The sequence below is a fragment of the Undibacterium sp. SXout20W genome (genome assembly GCF_049340285.1).
Taxonomy (GTDB): domain Bacteria; phylum Pseudomonadota; class Gammaproteobacteria; order Burkholderiales; family Burkholderiaceae_D; genus Undibacterium.
On sequence record NZ_JBMPPH010000031.1, the window covers coordinates 36,382 to 52,477 of the forward strand.

Genomic DNA, 16,096 nt, shown 5'->3' on the forward strand with positions numbered 1-16,096 from the left:
TGATCATACTAACTTCTTACGACCAAATGCCGGATCAATTTTGAGAAATGCAGTAACAACAAACGTTGGAATCGCCGACAAACAAATGCATATAAAAAAGTGCGCATAGCCAAGTACTGTCTGCAAGCTACCACTGAACATACCAGGAATCATCATACTCAGTGCCATAAAGCCGGTGCAGATGGCGTAATGCGCTGTTTTGTGCTCCCCATCAACGAACATAATCATATACAGAATATACGCAGCAAAACCAAAACCATAACCCATTTGTTCAACGACAACTGCTGCACCCACCAACAAAAGATGTTGCGGCTGTACCAGCGCCAAATAGACATAGACCAAATGTGGCACATTAATCGCGAGTGCCATCGGCCAAATGCAGGCTTTTAAACCAAAGCGAGAAATCACCGCGCCGCCGAGCAATCCCCCAGCCGTTAAAGCCAACATGCCGCCCGTACCGTAGATGATACCAACCGCCTGTGTCGACAAACCCAGACCACCGACAGCAACTGGGTCCAATAAAAAAGGTTGCGCCATTTTGATTAACTGCGCTTCACCAAAACGATAGAAAAGTAAAAATGCGATACTCCATGCCAGATTTTTTTTCTTAAAAAATGCACTAAACACTGACAAAAAATCCGTCAAGGTATGACCCTGCGTGGCATGATTACTATCCTCAGATGGATGCGGCAACACGGCTCTATGGTAAGCAGCCAGGCCCAAAAAAAGTACCGCTAACACCGCAAACACTGCACACCACCCAAACTCTGTGTGTCCGGTAATATCCTTTAAGCTACCCGCCAGGTACACTAATCCACCCTGTCCGGCTAACATGGCAATCCGATAAAACATACTTCTGACGCCAGCAAACGCGGCTTGTTGATGTTGCTCCAGCGCCAGCATATAAAAACCATCAACGCTGATGTCATGCGTTGCCGCGCTGAATGAAATCAACCAAAAAATCAGCAGCGTTGCCCGAAAAAATCCAGCCATTGGTATCACCAAAACCATGAGTCCCAATAAGCTGCCAATCAGCAACTCCATGCACACAATCCAATATCGTTTGCTCTTGAACAAATCGACGAGCGGAGACCACAAGGGCTTAATTACAAATGGCAAATACAACCAACTGGTGTACAAGCCAATATCGGCATTCGAAATGCCCATATTTTTGTACATAATGACCGATAAGGTCATCACAACGACATAAGGAATTCCCTGGCCGAAATACAATGAAGGAATCCATCGCCAGGCTGTCGTTACCGATGGCTTTGCAGAGGGTGTGGGAATAGTGGCATCAATGCTCATAGTGTAATTTTCTATGCTTTTGGTCCCCATGAAAATGAGGTCATTGGCGTCGGTTTTTATCAATTTGTGGTTCTGCACCGCACATGACGGTGGGGCATCGGCGCGCCAGATCAGCTTATTGCCGTCGTATTTTCTGCTTATTTTCTGCTTATTTTTGGTTTAGTTTTGGTTTATTTTTGGCCTATTTTCAATCTTCCACCAACTTTTCATGCATACGTGAAGCAAGAAGCGCCCTATAATAAACGTAAATAAGTATAAAAAACGTCAGGTCAGGCTTTCAGGCTTTTAAGTTTTAGAAATTCCTGCCACTTTCACCTCATAACTCACGTTTTTGCCACCGTATTGTTTCTTTAGTATTTTGAATGACGTCAATCCCACACCATATCATGCCAGAAGCACCTGAAATCTATACACCACCCATGCTAGGTCTGGGCATTGACACCGGTGGCACACAAACTCGTTGGGCACTGGCAGGAGCTGATGAAGAAATCATCGCGACCGGCACCGCTGAAGGTCTCACTGCACTGCATTTTAATACCGTCGAGGGCAGAAATACGTTTCAACAAGTCTTTTCAGGATTAGCAGCGACTGCAGGCTCTCATGGTATTCTGCAATCCGTCAGAGCTGGCATCACGGGTTTTGGCAGCAATACGCAACATCTGCAAAGCACGTTGGCAAAAATATTTAAATTACCAGAACAACATGTCACCGTCGGCAATGATATAGAAATCGCGTATCTCGATACATTTCGTCCGGGCACTGGCTATCTTATTTATGCAGGCACCGGATCGATCGCCGCCTACATTGATGAACAGGGAAAATTCCACCGGGCTGGAGGCAGAGGTTATATGCTCGATGATGGTGGAAGTGGATTTTGGATCGCTCGCGAAGCGCTCCGTCACGTCTGGCGGCTTGAAGATGAAGAACCAGATCAATGGGTAAATTCCAATTTAGCGCGTAATGTGTTCCATTCCATCGGTGGACACGAATGGAATCATTCACGTGAATTCATTTACCATCGCAGTCGAGGTGAGATCGGCAAGCTGGCGTTAGCTGTTGCGAGCGCAGCCAGCACAGACGAAGTTGCAATGGACATTTTAAAACGTGCAGGACAAGAGTTGGCGCGAATAGGCATCGCTATGTGCAAACGGTTTGGCAATAAACCCATTGCATTAAGCGGCCGCGTCCAGGAATTGCATCCAGTTATTACCGAATCCCTGCGCGCCCATTTACCGCCAGAAATCAGTTTTCGGCAACGCCCTTGCCAGGCACATTTTTCTGCTGCCAGAATGGCGGTGCGTCAAATACAATCACTGTCATTACCGTCCTGATTTTCACCAGATTTCACCAGATTTTTAATTCATTTCTATGAAAAAACTCTTTTTTGCTGGACTACTCGGTCTATCCACGGCATTACTCAGTGGTTGTGCCACCACCGGATCACCGTCAGCTATTGATCACAGTGTTTCTGCCAAAGGCCAGGAAGACAGAATTCAATTTATCATTCTGCATTACACCGCCATTGATCAGGCAACCTCATTGCGGGTTCTCAGCACTCAGGATGTCAGTGCCCACTATCTGGTCGGCAATGAGAACCCCATCAAGGTTTGGCAGTTAGTCGATGAGAGTCGTATGGCATATCACGCAGGATACAGTGACTGGCGCGATTTCAGCCGCCTTAATGCGAGCTCTATCGGTATAGAAATTGTCAATCTGGGCTATAAAGAAACACCAGACGGCAGAGTCTGCTTCCCTTTTCCACAAGCGCAAATTGATCGTGTGATCGCGCTCGTCAAAGACATCTCGGCACGCTACCATATTCGTCCACAATACATTCTCGCGCACTCAGATATTGCACCGCAACGTAAGCCAGATCCAGGGCCGTTATTTCCCTGGAAACAGTTAGCCGACGCCGGTTTAATTCCGTGGCCGGATGCCACGGAGGTTGCTGTTTTGCAACCAACATACGAACAGCAATTACCCGATGTGAAGTGGTTCCAGCAAAGACTTAGCAAAATTGGTTACCACATCCCACAATCAGGAATCGTGGATGAAGCAACCAAAAACGTGCTCATTGCGTTTCAAATGAAATACCGCCCGGAAAGATTTGATGGGGCGCCAGATGCGCAAACGGCGGCATTGATCGATGTGTTATTGAGTAAAATAAAGCAATAACGTTTGCAAAAACATCAAGCAATAGCGTTTGCAATAACATCAAGCAATAATGTCACGCCTGTTAGATTTAAAGGCGGGTTACACCCGCCCTGCGATGAAGTATCCGTTTACGCGGTAAAAGGGCAAGACGCCGTAGAGCGGGTGCAAGGCTTCGCACCACGCAAAACCTGGCAGAACGGCGATTCACTACAAGCCTGCGGTATCAAGCTTTCCGACGAAAACCGCTGACTATTTTCCACAATGCACCCAACACCACCGGAATGATCGCAACACCAACACCAAACAACACAATGCTGTTCAAATGGTCACGAATAAACGGAATATTGCCGAAGAAATAGCCGCTCAGCACCAGGGTCAAGATCCACAACAACGCGCCCAGCACATTAAATGTCTGAAACGTTTTGTGGGTCATATCTGAAATCCCTGCGACGAACGGGGCAAACGTTCTGACAATAGGAACAAAACGCGCCAACACAACGGTTTTACCGCCATGCTTCTCATAAAACTGGTGGGTCTTCATCAGTGCATTTTTATCTAGCCAACTATAATTCTTGTCCAGAATTTTATGACCGATCAAGCTACCTATCCAATAATTGACGGTATTGCCCAAAATTGACGCAATGATAAAGAGTGCAACGACGCTCCAAATATTCAACGCTCCTGTCGCGCTATAGGTTCCAGCGATAAACAACAGAGAATCACCAGGCAAAAACGGAAAGATAACGAACGCCGTTTCACAAAATACAATTGCAAATAAAACAAAATAGACCAAAATCCCGTATTGCCTGATTACCGCATCCAGCATTTTGTCGACATGCAGTATCATGTCAAATAATTGCATTAAATCCATTATTATCCTAGTCAATGAAGCCGTCGCAATCATACACTATGCGGTATTACGCGCAAGCACAGACAGGTATAATCGCAGGATGAATACGAATTCTCCTGCTTATCGGCCGATCCAGGCCCTCCCCGACAACCTGATTTCCCAGATCGCTGCTGGTGAAGTGGTTGAACGCCCGTCTGCCGTTGTCAAAGAAGTCCTTGAAAACGCCCTTGATGCGGGTGCTACCACCATTACGATCCGGCTGGAAGAAGGAGGTGTCAAACGTATCGCCATTTGCGATAATGGTCGCGGCATTCCTCCAGAGCAATTACCGCTCGCCGTGGCACGTCATGCGACATCTAAAATTTCGTCACTGACAGAATTAGAAAATGTCGCCACGCTTGGTTTTCGGGGGGAAGCGCTGGCATCGATTGCCTCGGTATCATTACTCACGCTGACGACCCGTACCGCCGATGCACCGCATGCGTGGCAAATTGAAGCCGGTAAAATTTCACCGGCCTCGGGTGCAGTTGGCACGACGGTCGATGTGCAAGATCTGTACTACAACACGCCAGCCCGCCGTAAATTTTTAAAATCAGAGCAAACAGAATTTGGCCACTGCGCCGAAGTGGTGCGCCGTATCGCCTTGGCGCGGCCCGACGTCTCATTTTCATTAACGCACAATGGCAAAGCAGTCGATCACTGGAATGTCAGCGCCATCGACAAACGTAGTGCGCAAATTTTAGGTGATGCGTTTTCCAGCGCCCGTCTACCGCTCGACGAAAGCGCTGGTCCCTTACGCGTGCATGGCTTTGTCGGCTTGCCGACGGCTTCTCGCGGGCGGGCGGATTCGCAGTTTTTTTATGTGAATGGTCGCTTTGTCCGGGATAAATTGCTGACCCACGCTGTGCGCGCCGCCTACCAGGATGTACTGCATGGCGACCGTTATCCATCGTACGTATTGGCCTTAGATTTGGATCCGGCATTAGTAGACGTGAATGTGCATCCCTCTAAAATTGAAGTACGTTTTCGCGATAGCCGCGCCGTACACCAATTTGTATTTCATGCCGTCAGCCGGGCATTAGCGCAAACTTCTGCAACAGCGTTTGGTACGGTTCCTGCGCCAGCGACCGCCGCGTCGGCGACTGCGGTGTTATCGGGTAAAACGCCGTGGGTTGCGGGTGAACAAACGACGTTTTCCAGTCAATTTGCAAACCCATCACCGTATGCAGGTGGTAGCGGGATAAATGGTAACAATCAGAATTACAATAATTTTGGCAGCAAAAACGGCCACGGCGTGGCGCAAAGTTTGCAAAGTTATGGCGCTTTTTTCAGTAGCGCTAATGACATCGCTAATGACATCGCTAATGACATCGCTAATGACATCGCTAATGGCAGCGGTAATGGCAGCGGTAATGGCAGCGGTAATGATGGCAGCGGCAACAATGATCGCGCCACTACTGACAACGCAGCCAGCGCGTATCGTTATAGCAATCCAACTGGCAACCAGCCAGCACCAGCGCCGCTGCCTGACGACGATCATCCGTTGGGTTTCGCCTTGGCGCAATTGCATGGTGTGTACGTTCTCGCGCAAAACAGCAAAGGTCTGGTACTGGTTGATATGCACGCGGCACACGAGCGCATCCTCTATGAGCAACTCAAAAATGCCCTCGATGAAAACGCCATGCCCGTGCAACCTATGTTAATTCCGGTCACGTTTTATGCGGATGCGATTGAAGTAGGCACCGTCGAAGAACATCAGATTACGTTAAAAACCCTGGGCTTCGACATGACAGCGATCTCCCCAACCACCCTGGCAGTGCGCGCCGTGCCAGCTTTACTCAAAAACGCTGACGCCCAGTCACTGGCACGCGATGTATTGCGAGAAGTGCGTGAATTTGGTGGCTCGCGGGTGCTTATTGACCGCCGCAACGAATTACTCGGCACCCTCGCGTGCCACACCGCTGTACGCGCCAATCGCAGTCTTACGGTGCCAGAGATGAATGCACTACTGCGCCAAATGGAACAAACAGAACGCGCCGACCAATGCAACCACGGTCGGCCTACGTGGGTGCAATTAGGCATGAACGATCTCGATAAAATGTTTTTACGCGGTCAATAGCTAACTACACCTCGCAAGAAACTATTTCAATACCCGCTAAACCCAGACCGGTTTGGCAGGAGCTTCACACAGAAAGTCAGCATGAACAAGGCCAAAGTCATCGCCATCATGGGCCCCACCGCATCGGGTAAAACCGCGGCTGCCTTAGAAATCGCCCGTCACATTCCATCAGAAATCATCTCGGTCGATTCTGCCCTCGTCTACCGCGACATGAACATCGGCACGGCCAAACCCAGCGTCGAAGAGCTGGCCAGCGCACCTCATCATTTAATCGACATCATTGATCCGGTAGAATCCTATTCGGTTGCCCAATTCCGCAAAGACACAGAACGTTTGGTCACTGACATCCAGTCTCGCGGCAAGCTACCTATCCTCGTCGGTGGCACTATGATGTATTTCAACGCCTTAAAAAATGGCTTAGATGATTTGCCCGGCGCCGATCCTGCGATTCGTGCCGAACTCGATGCCGAAGCCGAACGTATTGGCGTACCCGGGCTGCACGCTCGCCTGGCAGAAATTGATCCAGAAACCGCCGCCCGCCTCAAACCCAATGACAGTCAACGTATCCAGCGCGCCTTAGAAATTTACGCCCTGTCCGGCGAAACGATGTCCGCCCTGTTCGCCCGCCAAACCAAAACCGGGCCGGCGTTTGAGATGCTGGCGATTTCTTTAGAACCCGGCGACCGCAGCGTCCTGCATCAACGCATTGCCCACCGTTTTGATGTGATGCTGGAAAATGGCTTTATCGACGAAGTCGCCAGCCTGAAACTACGCCCAGACCTGCACGCCAACTTGCCTTCCATACGCTGCGTTGGCTATCGCCAGGCCTGGGACTACCTCGACCACCTCACCAGCTACGAAGAAATGCGCGAACGCGGCATCATCGCCACTCGCCAACTCGCCAAACGCCAACTCACCTGGCTACGCTCCATGCCAGAACGCATCATCATCGATTGCCTCAGCAACAATCCCCCCGCACAAATCCTACAATTAGCCAAAGAACAACTAGAATTGCCCCAATAAGACTGGAAATACACCTTGTCTTTTTAAAAAATCCCCGATGTTCCAGGCAAAAAGATCCGCCCCAGTATTGACACACCAAGCCCAAGCTGCCATAATCTCAGGCTTCTTGGTGATATAGCTCAGTTGGTTAGAGCACAGCACTCATAATGCTGGGGTCGGTGGTTCAAGTCCACCTATCACCACCAGATTCGCGTTCTGACTAGTTCAGTAACGTACAAAAAACCCGCTTCTAGCTTAGGCTACAGCGGGTTTTTTGTTTTCTACGGTGTTTTAACGTTCGTTGAAATCCACAACTTTTGACGGTATATTTGACGGTATCTTGTCATACCGTCAAATATACCGTCAAATTACCTAAATTATTCATTCCCCTCACCGATATTCAACCCAGAACAGCAAAACCAAAAACAAAGCCCTACAAATTAACGGATGGTGGCGGTCGGTATTTACTAATTAATTCCGATGGTTCGAAATACTTGCGAATGGACTATCGGCTTGGTGAAACCCGAAAAACACTCGCGTTTGGGAAAAATCCTGAAATCAGTCTCTCTGAAGCTCGCAACAAGCGACTCGCAGCCAGAAAGTTACTTGATCGAGATATTGACCTCTCTCAAACCAAAACTTTGATATTTGAGGGCGGCATGGCAGCAAGCCGGTTGACAGCCTTCGCAAGCAGATCTGATCTCTAATCACTTGCCTGCGTTACTTTACATTTCGTAGCAAGTCGCAAGATTTTACTAAAAAAAACGGCCACATCAGTGGCCGTTTTTTTCGTCGGGCGGATGACCGCTGACAGACAATTAGACTTTACGACGGCGCGCCAAGGCTAAACCAGCAAGGCCAAAGCCCAGAAGTGCCATTGTAGCTGGCTCTGGAACCGTGGTTGAATCAACCGTGAACGTTGCATCCGTGGCGTGCAATGTCCATCCTGGATAACCAAGCGGTGCCGCAAACATTTGCAACGTCACTGTCGGCGCTGTTGACCAGTCGATCTTGCTCAGGACATTGTTAAGGTCAGTCAGTGCTGCGACATTATTCGCAATGTCGAACGTCTGAAACGTCCAATAATGATATCCGCCAGCAACGTGCACGTTATACAAATCTTGACCGTTGGAATACAAGCCGATGAGAACTTGGTTGGAAGTTGGATCTTGACCGCCCCAGCCCTGGTCTTTGATATTCATCGAGCTTGTCAGACCGAGCACCTCGTTTGTGCCATTAGCCAATGTCACACTGGACATCTGAGCCCAATTCCATCCGCCATAAGTATCCATCGACACTGGCGAAGTGGTTTGAATGACATCGGCGGAGGCACCGGAAATCACCGAGATTGACAGAGCCAATGAAAGCGATATTTTTTTCAACAGATTCATTTTAATTCTCCAGTTTAAGTTGTGGTTTTACATCCTGAATTATCTTTAAGCAAATTGCATACCACAATAATTTTTTTATAAAATACAGTCACTTACAAAAAAAATCGGCGAAATGTGGATCTGAATGTAAAAAATTCCGACAAAAAAGGCAGTCGCTGGTACGGATTAGATTGCTCACGAGGCCTGCAATCTCATTCTGAAGGGTAGGCAAGGCACTGTCGTGCACCATATCCACGAGGCGGTCGACAGTCCCGCACGTTTCGCAATAGACTCCTCACGTTTTATGAGATGCTGATTTTTCTCCCGTTTGAACCTTGTTAATCAAATTAAAAAGTCCGCAATGTATCCCGATATCAAACGCAGCGGTCAAGCAGTAATTCTTCAGTGAATTTTTAGGGCCATCTTCGATACGAGTAGAGTCAAGACCTCGCATCCATGAGGCTTTCAAGCCACTTTTAGTCCACCTATCCCGAATGCGCATAAGCCGTTGATTCGCAGAATTTGGCAGCTTTTTGTAGTGTTGCTTTCATGTTGCAAGCTGCCTGCAACGAGACGACTTTCGTTAATATTTTGTAATTTCACGATAAAATTACGTTTATTCTGAACTGAAAAACTTCAGTTCCACATCCCACCTCACCTCGTGGCTCAATAGTGAAAATTCTTAAAATTAGTGCAATAAGTCTGGTGTTTATTTCTGTCGCGGCTGGAGCGACGTATTTTTATCGAGCTAAGACGAGCAGTTCTCCTGAAAATACGGCGGTGGTGGGGTCTAACGATGCAACGCTCGATGCCAAATTCAAAGATATCCTGGCGAACTATCAGAAAGTGATTGTCCTGGTTGCTAATGAAGACAAACTATCCAAGCCTGAACTCGACGCCAGCGTCAGGGTGGGTCAGCAGGTGTTTCATGAAAGTCAGGACAAAATCGTTGCGCTGAAAGCGAGCTTAGAGGCACTGGTGGTCTCGGCGCAGCCAAATCGCTTTGAGACGATCAACCACTTGCTCGATTACGTTGAATCCGATGCAAGCTTGTTTGATGCGGATCGACTGGCATTTAAAGAAGTGTTGAATTCGCTGCTGACTTCGGTAACAAAAGATACCTCGCTGACCGCGATCAAAATGCATAAGCGGATTTCTGAAGATCTGGATGCGTTAAATGATATTGAACGCAATTATGAAAAAGAATTAGGACAGATTTTCGGTCATTTTGACCAACGGGGCATTGTCTTAAAAAGAGAAAAATGGGATGTTTATGTCGCGCATCTGAAGCAATTGTATTCGCGTGAAAAAATTCTCAAAGATTACGGCACCGTTGAGCCCGCACCGCTAAAAGAAGAACCCACGACCAACGAGTCTGCCAGCGGCAAACCCGAGCGGGAAATTTTCGGTTACAAGTTGCCGCCGAAAACCATCGTACTGACTTTTGATGATGGGCCGCATAAGCAATATACAGAAGAAATTGCCGCGATTCTAAAGCAATATAGCGTGCCCGCTGTCTTCTTTAATGTCGGGCAGAATCTGGGGGCAATTAATGCCGATGGCAGTACGACGCTATCCGCAACTGCGAAGATCAGCCAAAAACTGCATGATGCGGGTTTCGTTATTGGCAATCATAGTTTTAGCCATGCGCAATTGTCGAAACTCAGTGGCGATACGCTGAATAAAGAGATTTTTAATACCGATTCGCTTTTAAAGGCGATGGATACGAACCGCTCACCGCTGTTCCGTTTCCCTTATGGCGCACACAATCAAGAAGGCTTGCAAACGCTCGAAAAAGCGCATTTACAATCGGTCATGTGGAATATCGACTCATTGGATTGGGCCGATCCCATCCCAAGTTCGATTGCGGATCGGGTCTTACAAGCGGTTGAAAAAGAAGGTCACGGCATTATTCTTTTCCATGATATTCATGACCGGGCCGTCAAAGCCTTGCCGGTGATTCTTGATCGCCTGGTCGCTGATGGTTATCAATTTGCCGGATGGGATGGCACAGCGTTTACTGTCGTAAAAAATAAAAATGCCCCGCAAGATAAGGTCACTGTGAGCCCGGGCTACAGCAACTCTTGGGCAATGGTGATTGGCATCAACGATTATGCTAAATGGCCTAAGCTCCAATATGCAGTGCAAGATTCACAAAGCGTGCGCCAGATTTTGATTGAAAAATTAGGTTTTCCTTCGGATCACGTTTTCTCACTGCAAAATGGCGAAGCAACGCGCAACGGTATTCTGGCGGCGTTCCATGATCGTCTGGCCAATCCGAATGTGCAGAAAAATGATCGCATTTTTGTTTTTTTCGCTGGTCATGGAGCAACGCGGAAGCTCAGCTCAGGGCGAGATTTAGGGTATATCGTTCCGTTCGATTCTGATCCGAATGCATTTGCTGCGGATGCGATTCCGATGACGGAAATTCAAAATATATCTGAAAGCCTGAACTCCAAGCATGTGTTTTTTGTGATGGATGCTTGTTATAGCGGGCTGGGATTAACTCGCGGCGGTGCCGGCAACTATCTACGCGATAATGCAAAGCGAATTGGCAGACAAATGTTGACTGCGGGTGGTTCTGATCAAATGGTTGCGGATGGCGGACCGAACGGACATTCCGTATTCACCTGGACGCTGATGCAAGGGTTATCTGGAAAAGCCGATCTGAACGGTGACGGCATTATCACGGCGACAGAATTGGCTGCTTATGTTGCGCCCGCCGTTGCGGCGGTATCTCAGCAAACACCTGCATTTGGTAGTCTGCCAGGGTCGGAAGGTGGCGACTTTGTGTTTGAATTGCCGCTGGAAAGCGAATTTATCAACACGGCAACGACCCAACTTTCTAACGATGCGATCGCTCTGAATACAAAACTCGATTCGACCAGACCCGAACCGATAGCGAACGATAAAGGTAGCGCACCGCAGCCCAATCCCGTGGTCAAAATCAAGGATCTGCAAGGTACCGTACAAACTCTCGTGACGCCCATGAATACGCCGGTCTCTTCACGGCAGTTGGCGCAACACGCGAATGATCGTGGCTTACAGTACTACAAAGAAAAGCAATACGCCGAAGCTGAAGCGCAATTTACGCAAGCCCTGAAACTGCGCCCTGACTTTGCCCTTGCTGCGAACAATCTCGGCTTTGTTTACTATAAACGCGATCAATTCACTGAAGCGGCACGCTGGTTTGAAAATACCATCAAAATAGATCCATCACGGGCGATTGCCTATCTCAATTTAGGCGACTCTTATTTCCATGCAGGTGATAAGAACAAAGCCAAGAAAGCCTATCAGACCTACGTTGAGCTTAGTCCCAATTCGCCCTCTGCGACGTATGCAAAGCAACAGATAGAAAAACTGTAGAAAGCGGTGCAGTGCCCGGATAACTATGCAGTGTAGCGATGAAGCGCGTCAGAACTACTTCCGCTTCCAATGAAGGAAGCAGACGTAGTTCTGATAAAAAGCGTTTCAAAAAATATCTTGGATAGCGTCAGAATTTCCCTGGCTCGTGATGAACGCCAATTCAACGCAAACTCAACGCAAACTCACTGTTTGCTGTTTCCAAGCGGGATCTTGCCAACGATAGAAAATAGACAAAGATCCAGGCTTATCTGCAGAATTCTCAACCTGTAAGGTATCCATATTCACGACATCAAAGCTACGTTTAAACCTGCCTTCCGTTTTTGTTTCTCTGGCGACCAGTAATTTATTCGTCGCCGGTACCCATCCGGCAAATTCAACGTAACCCAGTTCGGGATCACTCAAAGAAGGGGGTAAAACGTCCACGACCCATTTGCCATTGAGCTGATGAAATAGCCAAAGTTCGCGCCAGCCATCCATCGGTTGCACCGCTAATGCCAATGCGGTACCACTGGCATTAGCGCGGGCAGATGATGGCCATACAATGCCGTAGGTACAACGATTCATTAAAGGCTTTGTGCTTTTTTGATCCTGCAAGGTGATGCAGGTCTCACCCGGTTTGCCAACCGTCGTTTGAATGTTCAAAGAGGATTTACCTTTCGCCATGTTCTCCCCTGCCCAACGGCTCGCACCGACGCGCAAGCCGGCTTCAGCATAGGTATTCACATCATCGTTGGTCATTTCTTCTTTATCGACGGCGGCCAGTTCGCTTAAGGCTCGCTGCGCTGCGACGCTGAAAGGAAGCTGCTTACGCGTCATCTGAAAGGCAATACCCGACCAGATGCCCGCAGCGCGCATGTGTAGCCGATTTTTAATGTATTCCGGCAGACCTGTTGGATTGACGCGATCCAACACGTCGGCACGCCAGGTATCCAACGCTACCTTTTGGGCCGGTGGCATCGCTGGATCAATACAATCGTTGCGGGTTAACGCCAGCGCAGCACGGGCTTGTTGTTCGTTGCTTGCCGCCATCGCCAGCACACGACGGAAAGCCTCGCCATCATAGCAAAGCTGCATACGCCCATCCCGTTCAAAGCCTTGGATTTTGACACCATATTGGGCGACAACTTCTAAATGTGCCGCAATGATCTCGTCATTTTGCTTGCTTTGTTTGCTTGAAGAACGTCGTGCCAGACGTTCTGCCATGCTACCGAGCGCATCAAATGCTTCAGGAGTGATTTCCGTTGCCGGCGCCGCTTTGATGTATGCTGCGGTATAGCTAATGCCCAAGGCCTCAGCGCCCGGCGTGTCGCGTAAAAAACGGACTACTGTGAGGTTATCGTTGGCATCCTTCGCCTCCAAAGAGACCAACCGCGCCTGTGACGCTTTAACGTAGCCTGCACGTTCACGGCGATGATCGTAGAGCTGCAAATAATCCAACTTTTGCGCACGGATTTCCAAACTATCGCCCTGCCACAGTACAGCTTGAGGCTGCGCCTGATCTTTCGGTGCCGCACGTAACTGCGTCTAATCTTGGGTCACAATGGCCATCATGGCGAGACTGGCAACATTGAAGAGATTTGCAATCATGATTATTGACCTTCACCATGAATTGGAAAGCCCGCCGCAGAGTTGGCTGATAAGTTTGCTGAATCAACCCCGGGATTAGCGTTTGAAGTGCTACCTGTCGTGTGATTTGTTTTATTCCCCATACCGAGCAATCCTGCGCCAACGAAGCCGCCGTCGCTCGGCGGAGGGGCGATGATGACGGAAATTTTGTCAGACAGTTTATCTGCCATGACTTTTTGTATCAGCAAAGGATTGCGGGTGATCAAGGCACCGTCACGTTCCATTTGTGTGCTTGCCACTTTACCGATTAATTCCTGACGATAGGCTTCCGCATCTGCTAATTTTCGACGCGAATCCGCTTCACCAACAGCTTCGATCACGCGCGCCTGGGCTGCACCTTCGGACGTCTTAATCCGGGCGACTTTTTCTGCTTCTGCTTCGTATTGTCGCTGTTCAATTTGCTTTTGTTTGAATGGAAGCACGTGTTTCATTGCTTCTTCCTGTGCTTTTGCTGCAATAATTGCTTCATTACCGGCAGCCTCTGCGGAGGTCTCGCGACGAATTTTATCTGCCTGCGCTTCAAGAGCAGTCTGTTTGACTTCCTTGTCTTTTAACTCCAGCGTGTAACGCATTTTTTCTGTAGCGAGTTCCGCCGCCAAAAGTTGATCCATACCGCTTTTATAATCTTGCGGCAAATCAATTTTTCCTATCATCACACTACGCAAAGTAATGCCATCAGCAGCCAGTTGTGGCTTTAGTTCCGTTTCGATTGCCTGTTGAATCTCGGCACGTTTTGTGGAGAATATTTCGCGCACGGTATATCGGGTAAAAGCTTTATAAATCACACCTTGCACCAGCGGTTCCACAATTTCTGCATTGATATCCCGCGGCAAACTCTTGGACATACTCGCGAGACGGTTGCTATCGAGCGCATAGCGAATGGTCAGATCCACACCCAGCGACAAACCTTCTATCGATTGAAATGGCGCTTCACCATTGGCGGTAGTACTTTTAACGGGGCGATACATTTGATCCAGCGTCGAATACTGGCGTAATTCATCAATGCCCGGAATTAAAACGACCATCCCCTCCCGTATTAATTCGCTGTTTCCAGTCAGTTGGTTGATTTTTACACCCACTTGACCACGCTCAATATATTTAATCGGTGGTTGCCGATAAAGGCCATAGCCAATGGCGCCGACGACGCCCATGAGAATCAGAATGGGAAATTTGGTCGATGTCAGCGTAACGACCTTTGCAGTCGCTGTTTTTAGACCAAGACGGCAAGTCTGGAATGCTGAATGAAAAGTAGAGGACACGGCTTTAACAACTGCTTTCAGACGATTGGACATGATGGCACTCACAAAAAAAAGGGTTAGAAGTCTGGGAAAGAATCGACAGATTTGTCCTACGGCTTCCAGACGATATTTTTTAACCGCGCTGTTTCTATGACCTTTTGTGGTGGTATTCCATTCTTCCCCGAATGAATCTGCTGATGCTCAAACAAATACGAAATATGCTGAGACTGTGGCATCTTGCACAGCATGGTTCCTTCCAGCTGTTCTAATTGAGCAACACACGTTGCCTTAAATCCGCGATAAACCTTGCCGTAGGTGTTTCCTAACTTGTCTCCGAGCGAATTCGGCAAACGGTTCGTTTCGACGATGATCGAATAAATTTCTCCAGGCTTGTCGCCATCTGGGTTGATGGTCAGTAGCAAGCCTTTAGCGTCGGATACCAGCAAAGTCGGGAAAGTTTGGTCTTCGAACGCGCCGACGCCCGCTGTGACTTTGAATCCGGGTAATAATTTCTGAATTTCTTGTTGGTTAAAATGGGTTTGTCCGTTAAGCGGTCCAATACCACTTTCACGAATCGCCAACATTTTGACCGGAGCAATGCTGCTAGCTTTGGCGTTACTGGCGGCGAGCCCTAACATACCAATGATGATGAAATGAGAAACCGAATATCCGATAGCAGGTTTGGTAAAGTTAAACATGTAGGGTCTCCTGAAGAACTATGATCTAAGTTTAGTCGGACGTGACGGCATTTATGTCATCGCCCTGAACTGCATCATGCGCCTGCGCTGCCGGAGCATACAATGCCGTAACCTGCCAAGATTGATCATGCACAATGATCGCTTATTCCCAGCCGTGAAGAAAAACTCACACGCAAAATATGACTTTTGCAGAAAATCCGTGGATACTCCCATTTATAGCAAATCAAGCGGAGTTATGCATCGCGAGTTCAATTTTGAAGTGCAAGCGTATTTTTGAAGAATACCTGATTGGGTGTAAGGTATCCTAACCTTTTTCTTGGTCGATTATTCAGTCTATTCATGGCGTGATCAATCTCCTGTTGTGT

General features: G+C 48.3%; 12 protein-coding genes, 1 tRNA gene and 1 pseudogene. 7 read left to right on the forward strand and 7 right to left on the reverse strand.

What is annotated here, in order from left to right; genetic code table 11:
- Positions 1-3: 3 nt before the first annotated feature.
- A complete protein-coding gene (locus ACO0K1_RS14695) occupies positions 4-1,308 on the reverse strand; it encodes an MFS transporter (RefSeq protein WP_423027003.1) in 1,305 nt (434 codons plus the stop codon).
- Positions 1,309-1,670: 362 nt separating this feature from the next.
- Here ACO0K1_RS14695 and ACO0K1_RS14700 point away from each other — a divergent pair, with 362 nt between their 5' ends.
- Together ACO0K1_RS14700 and ACO0K1_RS14705 are read left to right on the forward strand one after the other, a co-directional pair.
- Positions 1,671-2,639, forward strand: a complete 969-nt coding sequence (locus ACO0K1_RS14700) for an N-acetylglucosamine kinase (protein WP_423027005.1) — start codon at positions 1,671-1,673, stop codon at positions 2,637-2,639.
- 37 nt (positions 2,640-2,676) lie between these two features.
- Entirely contained in the window at positions 2,677-3,483 is an 807-nt protein-coding gene (locus tag ACO0K1_RS14705; RefSeq protein ID WP_423027007.1) for an N-acetylmuramoyl-L-alanine amidase, read from the forward strand.
- A gap of 202 nt (positions 3,484-3,685) precedes the next feature.
- On the opposite strand, the gene ACO0K1_RS14710 is transcribed toward ACO0K1_RS14705, so the two are convergent.
- Positions 3,686-4,333 (reverse strand): VTT domain-containing protein, encoded by a 648-nt coding sequence (locus ACO0K1_RS14710; protein WP_423027009.1) that lies wholly within the window; start codon positions 4,331-4,333, stop codon positions 3,686-3,688.
- A 79-nt stretch (positions 4,334-4,412) separates the two neighbouring features.
- On the opposite strand from ACO0K1_RS14710, the gene mutL reads away from it, so the two are divergent.
- From mutL to ACO0K1_RS14730, 4 genes are all read left to right on the forward strand, one after another.
- Complete coding sequence (gene mutL, locus ACO0K1_RS14715; protein WP_423027011.1) at positions 4,413-6,431, forward strand: DNA mismatch repair endonuclease MutL; 2,019 nt, start codon at positions 4,413-4,415, stop codon at positions 6,429-6,431.
- Between the two features lie 81 nt (positions 6,432-6,512).
- Positions 6,513-7,454, forward strand: coding sequence for a tRNA (adenosine(37)-N6)-dimethylallyltransferase MiaA (gene miaA, locus ACO0K1_RS14720; RefSeq protein WP_423027013.1), 942 nt, complete (start codon positions 6,513-6,515; stop codon positions 7,452-7,454).
- A gap of 108 nt (positions 7,455-7,562) precedes the next feature.
- Positions 7,563-7,639: transfer RNA gene (locus ACO0K1_RS14725), tRNA-Met, on the forward strand.
- Positions 7,640-7,750: 111 nt separating this feature from the next.
- A complete protein-coding gene (locus tag ACO0K1_RS14730) occupies positions 7,751-8,140 on the forward strand; it encodes an Arm DNA-binding domain-containing protein (protein WP_423027015.1) in 390 nt (129 codons plus the stop codon).
- 111 nt (positions 8,141-8,251) lie between these two features.
- On the opposite strand, the gene ACO0K1_RS14735 is transcribed toward ACO0K1_RS14730, so the two are convergent.
- Entirely contained in the window at positions 8,252-8,824 is a 573-nt protein-coding gene (locus ACO0K1_RS14735) for a PEP-CTERM sorting domain-containing protein (protein WP_423027017.1), read from the reverse strand.
- 651 nt (positions 8,825-9,475) lie between these two features.
- Between ACO0K1_RS14735 and ACO0K1_RS14740 the strand changes: the two genes are divergently transcribed.
- Complete coding sequence (locus ACO0K1_RS14740) at positions 9,476-12,169, forward strand: polysaccharide deacetylase family protein (protein ID WP_423027019.1); 2,694 nt, start codon at positions 9,476-9,478, stop codon at positions 12,167-12,169.
- Between the two features lie 171 nt (positions 12,170-12,340).
- Here ACO0K1_RS14740 and ACO0K1_RS14745 read toward each other — a convergent pair whose 3' ends face one another.
- The 4 genes and pseudogenes from ACO0K1_RS14745 to ACO0K1_RS14760 all read right to left on the reverse strand — a co-directional run.
- Positions 12,341-13,627, reverse strand: coding sequence for a hypothetical protein (locus ACO0K1_RS14745; RefSeq protein ID WP_423027021.1), 1,287 nt, complete (start codon positions 13,625-13,627; stop codon positions 12,341-12,343).
- A gap of 131 nt (positions 13,628-13,758) precedes the next feature.
- On the reverse strand, positions 13,759-15,087 hold the full coding sequence (locus ACO0K1_RS14750; protein ID WP_423027023.1) for an SPFH domain-containing protein: 1,329 nt from the start codon (positions 15,085-15,087) through the stop codon (positions 13,759-13,761).
- 56 nt (positions 15,088-15,143) lie between these two features.
- Complete coding sequence (locus ACO0K1_RS14755; RefSeq protein ID WP_423027025.1) at positions 15,144-15,731, reverse strand: DUF1131 family protein; 588 nt, start codon at positions 15,729-15,731, stop codon at positions 15,144-15,146.
- A 248-nt stretch (positions 15,732-15,979) separates the two neighbouring features.
- Positions 15,980-16,096, reverse strand: a pseudogene (locus ACO0K1_RS14760) (IS30 family transposase); the annotation flags it as partial.

Coding starts and splice junctions, on each gene's coding strand:
- mutL (WP_423027011.1), top strand. CDS start 4,413: ATGAATACGAATTCTCCTGCTTATCGGCCGATCCAGGCCCTCCCCGAC.
- ACO0K1_RS14705 (WP_423027007.1), top strand. CDS start 2,677: ATGAAAAAACTCTTTTTTGCTGGACTACTCGGTCTATCCACGGCATTA.
- ACO0K1_RS14735 (WP_423027017.1), bottom strand. CDS start 8,824: ATGAATCTGTTGAAAAAAATATCGCTTTCATTGGCTCTGTCAATCTCG.
- ACO0K1_RS14695 (WP_423027003.1), bottom strand. CDS start 1,308: ATGAGCATTGATGCCACTATTCCCACACCCTCTGCAAAGCCATCGGTA.
- ACO0K1_RS14750 (WP_423027023.1), bottom strand. CDS start 15,087: ATGTCCAATCGTCTGAAAGCAGTTGTTAAAGCCGTGTCCTCTACTTTT.
- ACO0K1_RS14710 (WP_423027009.1), bottom strand. CDS start 4,333: ATGGATTTAATGCAATTATTTGACATGATACTGCATGTCGACAAAATG.
- ACO0K1_RS14755 (WP_423027025.1), bottom strand. CDS start 15,731: ATGTTTAACTTTACCAAACCTGCTATCGGATATTCGGTTTCTCATTTC.
- ACO0K1_RS14700 (WP_423027005.1), top strand. CDS start 1,671: ATGACGTCAATCCCACACCATATCATGCCAGAAGCACCTGAAATCTAT.
- miaA (WP_423027013.1), top strand. CDS start 6,513: ATGAACAAGGCCAAAGTCATCGCCATCATGGGCCCCACCGCATCGGGT.